The sequence below is a fragment of the Paraliobacillus sediminis genome (assembly GCF_003426055.1).
Window position 1 is genome coordinate 1,181,367 of the sequence record NZ_QJSI01000001.1, and the last position, 14,667, is coordinate 1,196,033.

The 14,667-nt window shown below is 35.3% G+C and carries 14 protein-coding genes and 1 other RNA gene; 8 read left to right on the forward strand and 7 right to left on the reverse strand.

Going from position 1 to position 14,667, the window contains the following annotated elements:
• Positions 1-969: 969 nt before the first annotated feature.
• From ptsP to D2K60_RS05205, 5 genes are all read right to left on the reverse strand, one after another.
• The gene (gene ptsP / locus D2K60_RS05185) at positions 970-2,685 is read right to left on the reverse strand and encodes a phosphoenolpyruvate--protein phosphotransferase (RefSeq protein ID WP_117168909.1); all 1,716 of its coding nucleotides are present in this window, start codon (positions 2,683-2,685) and stop codon (positions 970-972) included.
• Positions 2,686-2,691: 6 nt separating this feature from the next.
• Positions 2,692-2,961, reverse strand: coding sequence for a phosphocarrier protein HPr (locus D2K60_RS05190; protein ID WP_117168910.1), 270 nt, complete (start codon positions 2,959-2,961; stop codon positions 2,692-2,694).
• Between the two features lie 219 nt (positions 2,962-3,180).
• A complete protein-coding gene (pfkB, locus tag D2K60_RS05195; RefSeq protein ID WP_117168911.1) occupies positions 3,181-4,092 on the reverse strand; it encodes a 1-phosphofructokinase in 912 nt (303 codons plus the stop codon).
• Positions 4,092-4,838, reverse strand: coding sequence for a DeoR/GlpR family DNA-binding transcription regulator (locus tag D2K60_RS05200; RefSeq protein ID WP_117168912.1), 747 nt, complete (start codon positions 4,836-4,838; stop codon positions 4,092-4,094). The genes pfkB and D2K60_RS05200 overlap by 1 nt, the downstream gene beginning before the upstream one ends.
• 111 nt (positions 4,839-4,949) lie before the next feature.
• On the reverse strand, positions 4,950-5,870 hold the full coding sequence (locus D2K60_RS05205) for an alpha/beta hydrolase (RefSeq protein ID WP_117168913.1): 921 nt from the start codon (positions 5,868-5,870) through the stop codon (positions 4,950-4,952).
• Between the two features lie 167 nt (positions 5,871-6,037).
• Between D2K60_RS05205 and secG the strand changes: the two genes are divergently transcribed.
• The 3 genes from secG (at position 6,038) to rnr (ending at position 9,521) form a co-directional block, all read left to right on the forward strand.
• A complete protein-coding gene (gene secG, locus D2K60_RS05210) occupies positions 6,038-6,268 on the forward strand; it encodes a preprotein translocase subunit SecG (RefSeq protein ID WP_117168914.1) in 231 nt (76 codons plus the stop codon).
• A gap of 164 nt (positions 6,269-6,432) precedes the next feature.
• Entirely contained in the window at positions 6,433-7,176 is a 744-nt protein-coding gene (locus D2K60_RS05215) for an alpha/beta hydrolase (protein ID WP_117168915.1), read from the forward strand.
• A gap of 44 nt (positions 7,177-7,220) precedes the next feature.
• A complete protein-coding gene (gene rnr, locus D2K60_RS05220) occupies positions 7,221-9,521 on the forward strand; it encodes a ribonuclease R (protein ID WP_117168916.1) in 2,301 nt (766 codons plus the stop codon).
• Positions 9,522-9,574: 53 nt separating this feature from the next.
• Here the strand turns inward: rnr and D2K60_RS05225 are convergent, their stop codons facing one another.
• Positions 9,575-10,450 carry a GNAT family protein gene (locus D2K60_RS05225; RefSeq protein ID WP_117168917.1) on the reverse strand — a complete coding sequence of 292 codons (876 nt, stop codon included), beginning with the start codon at positions 10,448-10,450 and terminating at the stop codon, positions 9,575-9,577.
• 136 nt (positions 10,451-10,586) lie between these two features.
• Here D2K60_RS05225 and smpB point away from each other — a divergent pair, with 136 nt between their 5' ends.
• The 3 genes from smpB to D2K60_RS05240 all read left to right on the forward strand — a co-directional run bounded on the left by smpB (position 10,587) and on the right by D2K60_RS05240 (position 12,811).
• Positions 10,587-11,054, forward strand: a complete 468-nt coding sequence (smpB, locus tag D2K60_RS05230; RefSeq protein ID WP_117168918.1) for an SsrA-binding protein SmpB — start codon at positions 10,587-10,589, stop codon at positions 11,052-11,054.
• Between the two features lie 128 nt (positions 11,055-11,182).
• Positions 11,183-11,543: a transfer-messenger RNA gene (gene ssrA, locus D2K60_RS05235) on the forward strand.
• 416 nt (positions 11,544-11,959) lie between these two features.
• On the forward strand, positions 11,960-12,811 hold the full coding sequence (locus D2K60_RS05240; RefSeq protein ID WP_117168919.1) for an aldo/keto reductase: 852 nt from the start codon (positions 11,960-11,962) through the stop codon (positions 12,809-12,811).
• 152 nt (positions 12,812-12,963) lie between these two features.
• Here the strand turns inward: D2K60_RS05240 and D2K60_RS20605 are convergent, their stop codons facing one another.
• Positions 12,964-13,125, reverse strand: a complete 162-nt coding sequence (locus D2K60_RS20605; RefSeq protein ID WP_162880647.1) for a hypothetical protein — start codon at positions 13,123-13,125, stop codon at positions 12,964-12,966.
• 188 nt (positions 13,126-13,313) lie between these two features.
• On the opposite strand from D2K60_RS20605, the gene D2K60_RS05250 reads away from it, so the two are divergent.
• A complete protein-coding gene (locus D2K60_RS05250; RefSeq protein WP_338048355.1) occupies positions 13,314-13,565 on the forward strand; it encodes a sensor histidine kinase in 252 nt (83 codons plus the stop codon).
• Positions 13,566-13,969: 404 nt separating this feature from the next.
• The gene (locus D2K60_RS05255; protein WP_117168922.1) at positions 13,970-14,659 is read left to right on the forward strand and encodes an NEAT domain-containing protein; all 690 of its coding nucleotides are present in this window, start codon (positions 13,970-13,972) and stop codon (positions 14,657-14,659) included.
• Positions 14,660-14,667: the final 8 nt, after the last annotated feature.

Genomic DNA, 14,667 nt, shown 5'->3' on the forward strand with positions numbered 1-14,667 from the left:
GAATAGTAAAGTGAAAACAAAAAGCTTGCCTATATAGGCAAGCTTTTTTGTTTGGATAGAAGTTAGATGACTATGTCCAAAATTTAATTTGAACAACGAAATTTTCGCACAGTGAAACAAGCATGTAAGTCTTGGCATAATCGGAAGTCTTGCAATCAAAGTTGAGAGAAACTGTGACATAGATTCCTATTCCTATCCGCTCCACAATTGAAATGGGCTCGCTTTCTGGTGGGCACGACTTCAGCTAACTTATTAAAGCGAAAATCGCTTTAATAAGTGGATCTTCAGTCCGTGCTGTTCCCACTGGAGTCTCGCCCATTTCAATTGCTCCACTGGTGGCTAATTACAAATAATAAATTAAACTGATTAAAAATAATAATTTACCTGCTAATTTTCATAATAGTTGGTGGCTATGAGAAGCTTAGCCTTGGACGTTTCGTGCGATGTGTCTGTTGACACATTCTATGTCCTGCAGTCTACGTATATACAGATGCCTTCTTTTATGAACTAAAATTATAATTATGAAAGAAAGACAAGCTCTTTATCGTTATTATGTTTTGCAAAGATGTTTATTTATATGAGAAAATAGCCTGTGGAAATGGAGTCATTTTCATATATTACGCTAACTTGCATTAAACGTACTGTATAATGCTTGAGTATATAAATTAATTACATTTTAACTACAGACAAGCTCATCAATTGTTTATATACTACATTAAAATTTTTCTTCAAACTATTTGCTGACGTAGCGAGTAAGACCAGAATGTTACGTCACAGTTGATGAAATTCTGACTTAAGCGATGATATTGTGCAGTCTATGTTTATTTAGTAATAAAGAATCCAATAAATAGTGCCAAGCTATATAAAACATATTCCAAACTCAGAACAATCAACGATTATCTCTAATATTTTGTTGAGAAAGTTGAGTAAATAAAAAAGCAAACTCCATAAGGAGATTGCTTTTTTGTTTTATTGGTTTGTTTTTTCGCGAATAAATGCTTCAACTTCATCTGCAGTACCCATGCTAAGTAATTCATCTTTAAAAGTAGCAAGCTCTTTCTTAGATAAACCTTTAATTTGTGTACGTGCTGGAAGAATTGAAGTTGCACTCATACTGTACTCATCTAATCCAAGCCCCAAGAGAATTGGAATCGCAATGGAGTCACCAGCCATTTCCCCACACATGCCAGCCCATTTGCCTTCTGCATGTGCTGCTTCAATAACATTGTTAACAAGGTTTAAGATAGCTGGGTGGTACGGTTGGTATAAATATGAGACATGTTCATTCATACGATCGGCAGCCATTGTATATTGAATCAAATCGTTTGTTCCAATACTGAAGAAATCAACTTCTTTAGCGAATTGGCGTGCAATTACAGCAGTTGAAGGGATTTCGACCATAATACCGACTTCAATCTTATCGGATACTTTGACACCCTCATTTAATAAGTTTGTTTTTTCTTCTTCTAATAAAGCTTTTGCTTGACGGAACTCATCTAGAGTTGCAATCATAGGAAACATAATTTTCAGGTTCCCATATGTACTAGCACGTAGAAGTGCACGTAATTGTACACGGAAAATATCATCACGCTCTAAACATAAACGAATAGCGCGGAATCCTAGAAATGGATTCATTTCCTTTGGTAAGTCTAAGTAGCTAAGCTCTTTATCTCCACCAATATCTAGTGTACGAACTACAACTGGTTTGTCACCCATCTGTTCTAAAACAGACGAATAGGCTTCAAACTGTTCATCTTCTGTTGGAAGTTGAGTTTTACCCATATAAAGAAACTCAGTACGATATAAACCAACACCTTCTCCGCCATTATTAATAATACCAATAACGTCTTCTGGTGTACCAATGTTTGCAACAAGTTCAACATGTTCTCCATCAGAAGAAACAGTTGGTTCATCTTTTAATTTAGCCCAGACTTCTTTTTGCTTTTCGAAATCTGCTTGTTTTTTCTCATACTTAGCTATTTCTTCTTTAGTAGGGTTAATAATAACCTCACCATCAATCCCATCCACAATTGCAATTTCATCTTCTATTGCATCTGAAGTTATCGTTCTTGTACCAACAACAGCAGGAATTTCTAATGAACGAGCCATAATTGCAGAGTGAGATGTGCGCCCACCAATATTAGTAGTAAAACCTTTAACAAACTGCTTATTTAATTGTGCGGTGTCAGAAGGAGTAAGATCTTCTGCAACAACAATAACTTCTTTATCAATTAATGCTGGATCTGGAAATGATACATTCAAGAGATGAGCCATTACACGTTTCGTTACGTCTTGTATGTCGGCAGCACGCTCACGCATGTATTCGTTTTCCATTGCTTTAAACATGTCAATGAACATAGTAGCTGTTTCGTTTAAAGCGAATTCAGCATTAACCTGATCTGTTTTGATTTTATCTTCAATTGGATTAATCAATTCTGGATCACTTAGTACGAGTAAGTGCGCAGAGAAAATCTCAGCGTGTTCGTCGCCAAGTGTTTTGCGAGCATTTTCTTTAATTATCTCTAATTCTGATTTTGAAATTTCAAGTGCTTGACTTAAACGTTTCACTTCAGCTTCCACATCTTCTACTTTCTTTTTGTCAAAAGAAAGATCCGGAGCAGCCAATTTATAAACTTTAGCTATAGCAATTCCGTTTGATGCTGCTATCCCTTTGATATTACTCATTAATAATTACTCCCCTAGTCCTTCTTTTTTGATCACTTCGAAGATTGCATCTACTGCTTCTTGTTCATCAGAACCTTCTGCAATAATTTTAATTTCAGCGTCTTTTGGAATTCCTAATGACATAACACCCATAATGGATTTTAAGTTTACTGATTTACCGTTATATTCTACTGTTACGTCTGAAGCAAAACTTCCTGCTTTATTCACAAGTACTGTTGCTGGACGTGCGTGTACACCTGTTGAATCTGTAATTTTAACTGTTTTTTCTGCTGACATGAAAAAAACCTCCTGATTATTTATAAATTTTTATAGGTACATTACAATTTTACTCTGTTTTCAGTTGCTATTTCAAGGACTTCTTCAAAAACGTCGTATAATTGTAAGATTTCCTAAAAAGAAGGGATTTATTATCCCAATCTTTTCATGCTATACCTTCACTACAATACCATTATATTAGGTTGAAGTCCAATAACAATGCTTAATCTACATCGTCTATTAAGTACTTTTTATTTCAATTTTATCTAATAAAGCTTCTACATCACTTTTTGTACATAAATCAGCGTTAAATGCTGTTGCACTTCCTGTTGCTACAGCATACCGGAACGTATCTTCTGCAGATTGCGCTGTCGTGTGAGCAGCTAAAAAGCCTGCTACCATAGAATCACCTGCACCAACTGTATTTTGTACGGTTCCTTTAGGCGCGTTTGCAATGAAACTTCCTTGATCAGAGATATAAACAGCGCCATCGCCGCCCATGGAAACAAGTACATGTTCAGCTCCTTGATCGTGTAGTTTTTTACCATATGTTACGGCATCTTTTATTGTTGCTATATTTACATCAAATAATTCACCAAGTTCATGTTGATTGGGTTTAACTAATAATAGTTTTGTTCCAAGTAGTTCTTTTAATCCTTGGCTAGATGTATCAGCGACCATTTGTACGCCATTAGCCTCACAAATACCAGCAACTTTTACATAAAAGTCAGAAGGGACTGTATGCGGGATACTTCCGGCTGCAACCAAAATATCACCTGATTGCAACTTACTGATTTGCGTATATAGTTCATCTAACTTATCTGATGAAATTGAAGGGCCTGGTCCATTTATTTCTGTTTCTTTATTCGATTTCATTTTCATATTAATTCTGGTAGTTCCTTGTACAGCTATGAAATCTGTTTTTACAGATTCTGCTTGTAACTTATTTATAATGAAGTCACCAGTAAAGTCACCAAGAAATCCAAGCGCTGTATTAGTTATATCGAGTCTTTTTAGCACACGTGAAACATTAATGCCTTTACCACCTGGATAATAGGAAGTCTTTTCACCACGATTTAATGCACCAAATTGAAATTCTGAAACATGAATAATGTAATCAATTGATGGATTTAATGTACATGTGTAAATCATTATGTCACAACCTTTACGTTAGTTTTTTTCTGAAACAAATCGAGTGAAGTTTCTGTTAAATTTATAATAATTGTTGCTGCTTGCAGGTCATCAATTTTAGCAAAAGAAACCTGGTTTAGTTTTGAATCGTCTGCTAACACATAGCCATCCTGTGCTAATTTTAGAGCGGTCTTTTTTAGTATTGCTTCTTCTGGATCTGGTGTTGTGTAAGCATAATCACTATGAATACCATTTACGCCAAGGAAACATTTATCCAACCGATATTGCAGAAGACTTGCTTGTGCACCTTGTCCTATTAATGCTCTTGTCGTATTTTTCACAAAACCACCAAGCAAATAAGTTGTAATATTAAGTTGACTGAGTAATTCTACATGTGTTAAGCCGTTTGTTACTACTGTGATATTGCGATCTACTAAGAATGGAATCATCTCATATGTTGTCGTTCCAGCATCAAGGTAGATACAATCATCATCTTCTATTAACGCAGCAGCATAATGAGCAATTCTTTTTTTAACATCTATATGTTGTTTGGATTTCTCGGGATAACTTAATTCCTGGCTTTTTGACTGTTTCAATGTTGCGCCACCATGTATTCGAACAAGAACTTGTTGTTTTTCGAGTTCACTCAGGTCTCGGCGTATAGTAGATTCGGATGCATCTGTTAAGTCTACTAATTCTTGAATGGTTACTACGTGTTTTTTTTGAATTACTTCATTAATTAAGTTGTGTCTTTTCGGTGTTAACATTTTAATCCCACCTTATTATTGTAAGGGCTTTATCTTTATAATAAAACAACCTACATTTAATTTCAATCAAAAACAGTCAAAATAAATCATAATCAAGCATTTAAGTGGATTTTATATATTTTTAACAAGCCAATTGTGTATATCCGCCATTACCTCATGACGATTTAATTCATGGAGTAGTTCATGTCTAGCATCTTGATAAAACGTATAATCAACCTTGTTAATGCCTTGGCTTTGATACTGTTTGATTGTTTTAGTTACACCCTTAGTAAACTTACCAACAGGATCGTGGGTTCCGCTAATAAAAAGGAATGGAAGGTCTTTAGCTATAGTAGCTATTTTATCTTGATCTTGAATGGCTTCAATGCCACTAAATAGATCATAGAAAAAGGAAGCACTAGGAATAAAGCCTGTATCTGGATCATTTATATAAGCCTGTACGATTGGTTTATCTCGACTTAACCAATCGAATTCAGTTTCCCGTTGTTTAAATTGACGTGCATACTTACCAAAAACTATTTTATTTAAGAAGACGGAAGGTTCATTCCAGCCATGATAACGGATTTGTGATTTTGCTATAGCTTTCCCTATTTTCGTAATGTATGTTGGTTCAGAACCTGTTCCGGAAAGAATGACGCCAGCCAGTTTATTTGATTCTTTTAATAAGTAATTTCGAACTAAAAAAGATCCCATACTATGTCCAAATAGAAAAATTGGTAGAGTAGGGTGTGTCGTTTTAATCTTTTTAGTTAGTGTTAGTAAGTCGTTTGTTACTTTGTAAAATCCGTCTATTTGGTCAAAATAGCCTGTTCCATGTTTTTTTCCTGTTTGACCATGTCCACGGTGATCATTTCCATAAACAAGTATGCCACGATCTGTTAAAAAATTTGCGAATGCATCATAGCGATCGATGTGCTCAGCCATTCCATGTGCAATTTGCACGATTGCTTTTGGTGTAATAGAAGGATTCTCCCATTGTTGATAATAGAAAGAATAGTTATCATCTGTAGTGATCCAATTTGTCTTTTTCATCAGAAATCTACCTCACTTTGATTGTCTCTTTTACACTATTGTATCGTAGATTGGAATAGATTGTCAGTACAATCTATCCTTACTAGCAAAAATTAACTTGCGAAGTAGCTACTATTTATGCTACATTTAGTTTATGTATTAGTGTGTCTTAGGAGGTGTACGCAACCATGCAAGGAGTTGCGATTACGTTATTAATTATTGTTGCCATAGCACTTATCGTTTTAGTCTTACTTCAGTCAGGGAAGAGTGCTGGATTATCAGGTGCAATTTCTGGTGGTGCAGAGCAATTATTCGGTAAACAAAAAGCGCGTGGTATTGATGCTGTATTGCATCGTGCTACTGTTGTAGTAGCTGTTTTATTGTTTGTATTAACATTTGCAGTTGCTTACATTTTATAAGCAAAACAATGGTTAACCCCCTTACTAATTAGACAGTGAGGGGGTTTTGATTTAATTTATAATTCCTAGTGTAAGCAGTATTTGTGAAAGTTATGTTTTTTTTTGGTAAGATTAACCCATCATACATAGTAGATACAAATCAATTTGAAAGGGAGAAAAGAATAATGCAGATAAAAAAACCTCAACCTTTTACGTTTGAAGAAGGCGATCGCGCGGTATTACTATTACATGGCTTCACTGGCCACACTGCAGATGTTCGTATGTTAGGACGATTTTTACAAAAGAAAGGCTATACAACACATGCTCCGATATATCGTGGACATGGAAAGGCCCCAGAAGACCTCATTGGCGTAAGTGCTATAGAGTGGTGGGAGGATGTTCAAGTTGCTTTTCGGGAACTGAAAGATATGGGCTATCAAAAAATTGCTGTAGCAGGATTATCATTAGGTGGCGTACTTGGCTTAAAATTAGCATATTCTGAGGCGATAAAAGGTATTATTCCTATGTGTACTCCGATGTTTTTTGATAATGAAACGCAGTTGACAAAGGGATTTGAAATCTTTTCAAAACAATATAAAGAAGTAGAAGGTAAAGATCAGGAAACAATAAATCAAGAAGTAAAAGAACTTGTCGATCATTCGCCAGAATTATTTAATCAATTAGGTGACCTAATAACAGATGTAAAAAATAATATAGATACGATTTACACGCCAACATTTGTTGTGCAAGCAAAAGATGATCAAATGATTAATATGGATAGTGCAAACTATATTTATGACAATGTTGAATCCGAAATAAAAGATATTAAATGGTACAAAGATGCAGGACATGCCATTACATTAGGACCGAAAAAAGAAGAAGTTCATGAAGATATTTATCAATTTTTAGAATCATTGGATTGGTCTTAAACCATAATAAGAATAGACCGTTTCAATAGAAAGAGGGTGAAAGAATGAACCAAGAAAAAATGCAAGAAACAATCATGCATTATTTTGAAGATGAAGCATCGAAACCTTTAACAGTAAAAGAGATTGAAGAGGTGTTAGAACTTCAAGAAGTTGATCAATTTAAAATGTTAGTAAAAATGCTGAATCAATTAGAAGAAAAAGGAAGTCTGGTTAAGACTCGAAAAAACCGTTATGGTTTACCAGAGAAAATGAATTTAATTAAAGGGCGCATTCAAATGCATGCGAAAGGTTTTGCCTTTTTAATCCCAGAAGAAGAAGAACAAGATGATGTTTATATAAACCATGCTGATCTACAATCTGCGATGAATAATGATATCGTACTTGTGCGAATTGATGGTAGAGATGAGTTTGGAAAGCGCCCTGAAGGTGTTGTTATTCGAATAGTAGAACGTGCTACAACACGTGTAATCGGCACATATGATGATAATGGAAACTTTGGTTTTGTTATTGCAGATGATAAACGAATACCAAATGATATTTTTATTCCAAAAAGTGCTGCAGGTGGAGCGGTTAGCGGACATAAGGTAATTGTAAATATCACGAAATTTCCAGAAGATCGCATGAGTGCTGAAGGCGAAGTAATTGAGATATTGGGACACAAAAATGATCCAGGTATGGACATAATCTCAATCATTTACAAGCATGGCATTACGGTTGATTTTCCAGATGAGGTATTGGAACATGCAAGTCAGATACCAGAAGAAATAGATGAATCTGAAATAGAAAATAGACGTGATTTACGTGACGAGATGATTGTTACAATAGATGGTGCAGATGCAAAAGATTTAGATGATGCTGTAACTGTTAAGAAGTTAGATAACGGAAACTTTAAGTTAGGTGTTTATATTGCAGACGTTTCTTACTATGTCGAAGAAAATTCACCAATTGATCAAGAGGCATTCGAACGAGCAACAAGCGTTTATTTAGTGGATCGTGTTATCCCGATGATTCCTCACCGTTTATCTAACGGAATTTGTTCATTGAATCCACAAGTAGATCGACTTACTCTTGGTTGTGAAATGGAAATTAATAGCCAAGGTGAAGTAGTCAAACACGATATTTTCCAGAGTGTTATACGGACAAATGAAAGAATGACTTACTCCGATGTTAATAAGATTTTAACTGAAAAAGATGAAGCTGTGCGTGAACGATATCAAGAGCTTGTTCCAATGTTTGAAGATATGGAAAAGTTAGCTGAGACTCTACGTGGAAAACGTTTTGGACGTGGCGCGATTGACTTTGATTTTAAAGAAGCAAAAGTAATCGTTGATACAGAAGGTAAGGCAATTGACGTAGCAATTCGTGAACGTTCTGTTGCAGAGCGATTGATCGAAGAATTCATGTTAGCGGCGAATGAAACCATTGCTGAACACTTTCACTGGCTGGATGTCCCGTTCATTCATCGTATTCACGAAGATCCAGATGAATCTAAATTACAAAAATTCTTTGAGTTTGTAGGTACACTAGGTTATGCAGTAAAAGGTACTGCTAATGAAATTCACCCTCAAGCATTGCAAAAAGTATTAAAAAGAGTAGAGGGCGAACAAGAGGAAATGATTATTTCTAAATTAATGTTGCGCTCAATGAAACAAGCAAAATATGATCCACAGAGTGTTGGTCATTTTGGTTTAGCAACAGAATTTTACACGCATTTCACGTCACCAATTAGACGCTATCCAGATTTAATTGTCCATCGTTTAATTCGAACATATTTAGTGAACAAACAATTGGATTCTAAAACGCAACATCATTGGAAAGATAGAATGCCTGAGATCGCTAAACATGCCTCGGAGAAGGAACGCGCATCTGTGGACGCAGAGCGTGAGACAGATGATTTAAAGAAAGCAGAATTCATGCAAGATAAAATTGGCGAAGAATTTGATGGCGTAATAAGTTCAGTTACAAACTTTGGATTGTTTGTTGAATTAGAAAACACGGTAGAAGGTCTTGTTCATGTTAGTTATCTTACAGATGACTACTATCATTTTGATGAAAAAGCGTACGCAATGATTGGGGAAAGAACAGGAACCATTTTCCGAATAGGGGACGAAATCACCATTAAAGTAGCAGCAGTTAATTTGGATGAACGTGCTGTGGACTTTGAAGTTGTAGGTATGAAGCCAAGAAAATTACGTATATCTAATGGAACTGGGAGTCAACCAAATCGCAATGATCGTCGTAAAAAAGATAAGCCAAATGGGAATGGTGGAAAAGGTAACGGTAACGGTAAAGGAAAAATAAAACCACCAAAAGCATCAAAAAAGAAAAAAGGTAAAAAGAAATAAGAAAAAAGAGGCTGTTGGAGATGTCAACAGCCTCTTGTCATGTGTAGATTCAGTTAGTTACGATTCAAAGCATTTATCCAATTACCGTAAAGGACCCAACCGTCTTCCGTATCAAATGCTTCAAAATTCGGAATGGAGTTAAATCCATCTTGTGAAAAATCTAACCATGGTCGTAAATTCCTGGTTTCTTTCTCTACATAATGATAGACAGTTTCCCAAAAACCAGGTTGCTCAAAAGCATCATCCCAAAAATACTTCACCTGTGCAAACCATTCTTGTTTTTGATCGTTACGGATAATGACAAAACGATCTTTCATTTGATTTAGAAAAAAGGTTGATTCTGATAGGTGCTTATCGGTTACAAGTGCTTCTGAATATGGGAAAGGATTGTAACATTCATACGGAAACACAAGTTGTTTACTATATGCAACAGAGGTTAGTAAAGCGCGTTTCTCTTTTATGCTTCCAACCTCTGACCATCTATCGCCTGACACACCATTAAGAAGTGTAGCATCTCGGACTGGTAAGGAATGAAGCGTTGTGATTTGCTTTAACTCTAGTTTAGCTAACACGCGTCTCGCAGCATGATTCTCTATATTTGTATTGGCTCCAATCCATTTGATAGTAGGATCTTTCTTTAAGTCTTCTATAATAAAGGCTAAAATTTTCGTGGCATATCCTTTAGCCGTATAACGAATATCGCTACGTAACCGACCAAGCATTGCATAGCCACCAGGAAATAGTGAATATCCAGCTATTGTTATCAATGTCTCACTTTCAAATAAACCATAAACAGTATGTGTTTGGGATTGAATGAGATCGGGAAAAATACGAATGACATAATCATCTACTAGTTTTGTTTGTAAGTTCTGAACGTTCGTATGATCATTAAGTGTTAATCTGCGAATGTGTGTCATGTGTTCTAACAAAGTTTCTGACTCCCTTCATCCTATTATCTTTTTACATAATCGCACAAAAAAACAAACCTTGTCCATTGATAAGCGTTGTCATGGTTTGATTTACCTGTTAAAATATATGTCACGTAGTTAGAGGAGGAAAACCGCCATGCCAAAAGGGACTAGCGGCAAGGTTATTGCCCAAAATAAAAAAGCAAATCATGAATTTCTGATTGAAGAAACGTTTGAAGCAGGATTAGTATTAAAAGGAACTGAAATCAAGTCTATTCGTGCAGGTCGTGTAAATATGAAAGATAGCTTTGCTAGAATAGAACGTGGGGAAGCGTTATTATATAATTTGCATATTGCTACTTATGAACAAGGAAATATTCATAATCATGAACCAACACGAACAAGAAAGCTATTATTGCATCGTAAACAAATAGATAAATTATTTGGGGAATCACAACAAGCAGGTTATGCGATTGTGCCATTAAAAATGTATATTAAAAATGGTGTAGCGAAAGTATTAATTGGTCTAGGTAAAGGTAAGCGCAAATTTGATAAACGAGAAGACCTTAAACAGAAACAGGCAAAACGTGATATGGATCGTGCGTTAAAAGATAATTTTAATTAGGTGTTAGAAGTTACCAAGGAGATATGCTTGTAATTTCACAGTTATTTGTTATACTAGTAATTGTCTTAATTAAACAAACAAATATGATATAGGCTTCTTCTAGCCATTTCGTTTTGTTCCTCTTACATGGGGACGTTACGGATTCGACAGGGGTAGATTGAGCTCAGGTTGCGTGTCGAGGTTACGGCTCGTAAAACGTTACAAGCCAATATAACTGGCGAAAACAAAAATTACTCTTTAGCAGCTGCGTAAGTAGCACTAAAGGATCCTTCCTACCATCTCCCGTGTGGTAGATCGAAGGGTCTCAAATGAAGCGGGATACGCTGATGTCCACCATCTGAGGACGGTCAGAAGAGACTAATCAGATTAGCTTCTAGGAAGCCTGTTGATAGGCTGAATAGCGAGCGAATTATAATATATCAACTATGCACGTAGATGCCTGAGTGCCAATATCTCTGGACGTGGGTTCGATTCCCACCGTCTCCACCAATACATAATTGGTGGTTTTTTTGTGTTTTTTTATCTCAAAATGAATTGAAGAGTCAAACCTGGAAAAATAAATCCGAAGTTTCTCTCGGAGCAAGAAATTGAACATATACGTGATTCTAGCCAAACAATGATTGGAGAAGCGATATTTTGAATAGATGTATTCTTCTGGCTACCAGCGGTATGTTCAGAAAATTTATGTTGAAATGATGATGAAAATCGTAAACTTTTGTCTGGTATTTTTACTCATATATATCAATTTGATTGATATATATTGACTGCTTACTGCTAGTCTTTATGAGTGGCTAGAAGAATATGTTCAGCGTATGGTAAAAATGAAACAAATCATTTGCTTTTAAGTGCACTTCAAGGTCTATACTAGAACTAGACTTAAATAAATTAGAAAGAAGGTAATATAGATGCAATATGCAACTTTAAACAATGGTGTCAAAATGCCACTTAATGGTTATGGCGTTTTTCAAATCCCTGATCTTCAAGAGGCCGAAGAGAGTGTTCTTACAGCTATCAAAGCTGGTTATCGATTGATTGACACAGCAGCGGTTTACATGAACGAAGCAGCTGTAGGTAACGCAATCAAAAAAAGCGATGTACCTCGTGAAGAATTATTTATTACTTCAAAGTTTTGGGTAAATGATACTGGCTATAAAGCAACAAAAGCAGCATACGAAAGAACGCTTGAACGGATGCAGCTTGATTATCTTGATTTGTACTTAATTCATCAACCATATGGAGATGTTTATGGTTCATGGCGCGCACTTCAAGAACTCTATAAAGAAGGGGAAATTCGAGCAATTGGTGTAAGTAACTTCCATTCAGACCGTTTGGTTGATTTAGCGATGCATAATGAAATCACGCCACACGTAAACCAAATTGAAGTGAACCCTTTCTTACAACGAGAAGAATCTTTAAAAGTTCATCAAGAATACGATGTTACGGTTCAAGCTTGGGCTCCTTTTGCACAAGGGAAAAATGGTCTCTTCACAAATGAATTGTTAGCTGAAATCGCTAAAAAGTATAACAAGTCAGTCGGTCAAGTTGTTCTTCGTTGGTTAACTCAACGTGGAATTTCAGCTCTTGCTAAATCTGTTAACGAAGATCGTATCGCTCAAAACTTCGATATATGGGATTTTGAATTAAGCGCAGATGATATGAGTGCAATTGCAACGCTTGATACAGATACAAGTAGCTTCTTTTCACATAGGGATCCAGAAATCGTAAAAAAGTTTGGTTCAAATAAAATTCAAGGTTAGATATTAGTAATGGAGAACCTAATGGATACTGCAATAATCAACTAACCTTTTCCATTAGATAAAATTTACTTTCGATAATTTCATACTAAAACGAAGGAGCAAAAGTGATAACTGTATCACTTTTGCTCCTTCGTAATCTTTGTAAATTCAAGCTATTTTTGTTGGTCTTTATGATAGTGTTTTAATGCTAATTTAGTCGCAAAGTATACAACCAAGCCGATAACTATAAGGCCGATTAAACAACCTAGTAATCCAAAACCCATCATTCCAAAACCATAGCCATTCATCATTCTGCCGTAGTAGCCACCCATCATGGTTAGTCCCTCCTATTCGTATCCATTCATCATACTTTGATTGTTAACGTTTTGCATATCCCCATCTTGGCCGTGGCAGCTATGGAACATTTTTTTCTGCTCTTGTGTTGATATGCCAAGATGCATTTCTGCTATATAAGGTTTCATTTGACCAAAGTTTAAAAGTCTATTAGCCTCTTCACTTGCTTGTGCAAATACATAGGTTCCCTTATCTTGGATTTGTCATTAAGGACCAAGGGATAGGCATTAATGAAGCAGATATCCCCTATCTATATGAGCGGTTTTATCGTGGTGACAAATCTCGAGATAGAAAAACAGGTGGAATTGGAATTGGCCTGTCAATCGTAAAAGCATTAGTTGATGCCCATGATGGTGAAATTAAGATAGAAAGTGAAATAAACATCGGGACAACTGTAACGATATGGTTTCCAAAAGTTTAAGAGGTAGGTCCCATAAGTTAGTTTTTATAACTTATGGGACCTACCTTTTTATCGCCTTTTATTTAAAATGGCTTTATATCCACTTTCTCCTTCGATTTAAGTTGTAATTAAATCGTTATTAGCCAATTTCCATACTTTTAAAACAAATAATTCCAAAAACTAATTGACATTGATAATCATTATCGATTATTATGGTATTAAATACATAATGACTATGGAGATAAAAGATTAAGACAACATGAATTCCAAGGTCTTTAATAAAGGAGGACAATGTTATAGTAAATATTTTTCAAAAAAGAAACAAAGTATTTTATTAAATGAGTTATTGTAACTCATTATTTTTTTACTTAGTAATTGATAATGATTATCGTTATCAAAATATCAAATAGGAGTTGACGTATAATTTGAAAAAAATAATAACAATGGCAACTGTGTTATTCGCTATCTTATTTTTGCTTTTACCAAATGTATTTGCAGCAACTACTTTAGAAGATGGCACCTATCAAATTAATTACTCTGTTATAAAAGCGGACAGTAATTCAGCTTCCATGTCGGATGGTTACTTTGCTAAGCCGGCAAAGTTAGATGTGGTCGATGGTGAAATTTCTGTACAGATAAATCTAACTACTAGCATGATTAAAGAATTACAAGTTGAATCCAAAGATGTGACTGAAGTAAGTTCAAATGGTGAAATAAGAACGGTTAAATTCCCAGTTAGTAGCATTTCTAATCCGATTCTGGCAGAAATGCATGTAATAGCTAATGAGTCATATGACCATTGGTACACAGTTAGATTTTCTTTTGATGAAAGTACTCTAGAAGTTATCCAATTAGCTGAATCGAATACAGATGAGGCGAATTCGACTGAAACAACTGAATCAACTGGATCAAATTCAACCTCTTCTAATAATGATCAATCATCTAGTACAGGTGAAGAAGAGAAAGTTATTAATGAATCAAATAAAAATAATGTAAGTAATGAACAAGTAAGTAATCCTGAAACGGGTGAACCGATGTCAATAACATTATTATCATTGCTTCTTATTTCATCTGTAGTATTTTTATTTTCCAGAAAAATTAAGTTAAATAGATAAGGGGAGAG

Coding starts and splice junctions, on each gene's coding strand:
- D2K60_RS05205 (WP_117168913.1), bottom strand. CDS start 5,870: ATGAAAAAGACAAATTGGATCACTACAGATGATAACTATTCTTTCTAT.
- D2K60_RS05240 (WP_117168919.1), top strand. CDS start 11,960: ATGCAATATGCAACTTTAAACAATGGTGTCAAAATGCCACTTAATGGT.
- D2K60_RS05215 (WP_117168915.1), top strand. CDS start 6,433: ATGCAGATAAAAAAACCTCAACCTTTTACGTTTGAAGAAGGCGATCGC.
- rnr (WP_117168916.1), top strand. CDS start 7,221: ATGAACCAAGAAAAAATGCAAGAAACAATCATGCATTATTTTGAAGAT.
- pfkB (WP_117168911.1), bottom strand. CDS start 4,092: ATGATTTACACATGTACATTAAATCCATCAATTGATTACATTATTCAT.
- D2K60_RS20605 (WP_162880647.1), bottom strand. CDS start 13,125: ATGATGGGTGGCTACTACGGCAGAATGATGAATGGCTATGGTTTTGGA.
- ptsP (WP_117168909.1), bottom strand. CDS start 2,685: ATGAGTAATATCAAAGGGATAGCAGCATCAAACGGAATTGCTATAGCT.
- D2K60_RS05190 (WP_117168910.1), bottom strand. CDS start 2,961: ATGTCAGCAGAAAAAACAGTTAAAATTACAGATTCAACAGGTGTACAC.
- secG (WP_117168914.1), top strand. CDS start 6,038: ATGCAAGGAGTTGCGATTACGTTATTAATTATTGTTGCCATAGCACTT.
- D2K60_RS05200 (WP_117168912.1), bottom strand. CDS start 4,838: ATGTTAACACCGAAAAGACACAACTTAATTAATGAAGTAATTCAAAAA.
- smpB (WP_117168918.1), top strand. CDS start 10,587: ATGCCAAAAGGGACTAGCGGCAAGGTTATTGCCCAAAATAAAAAAGCA.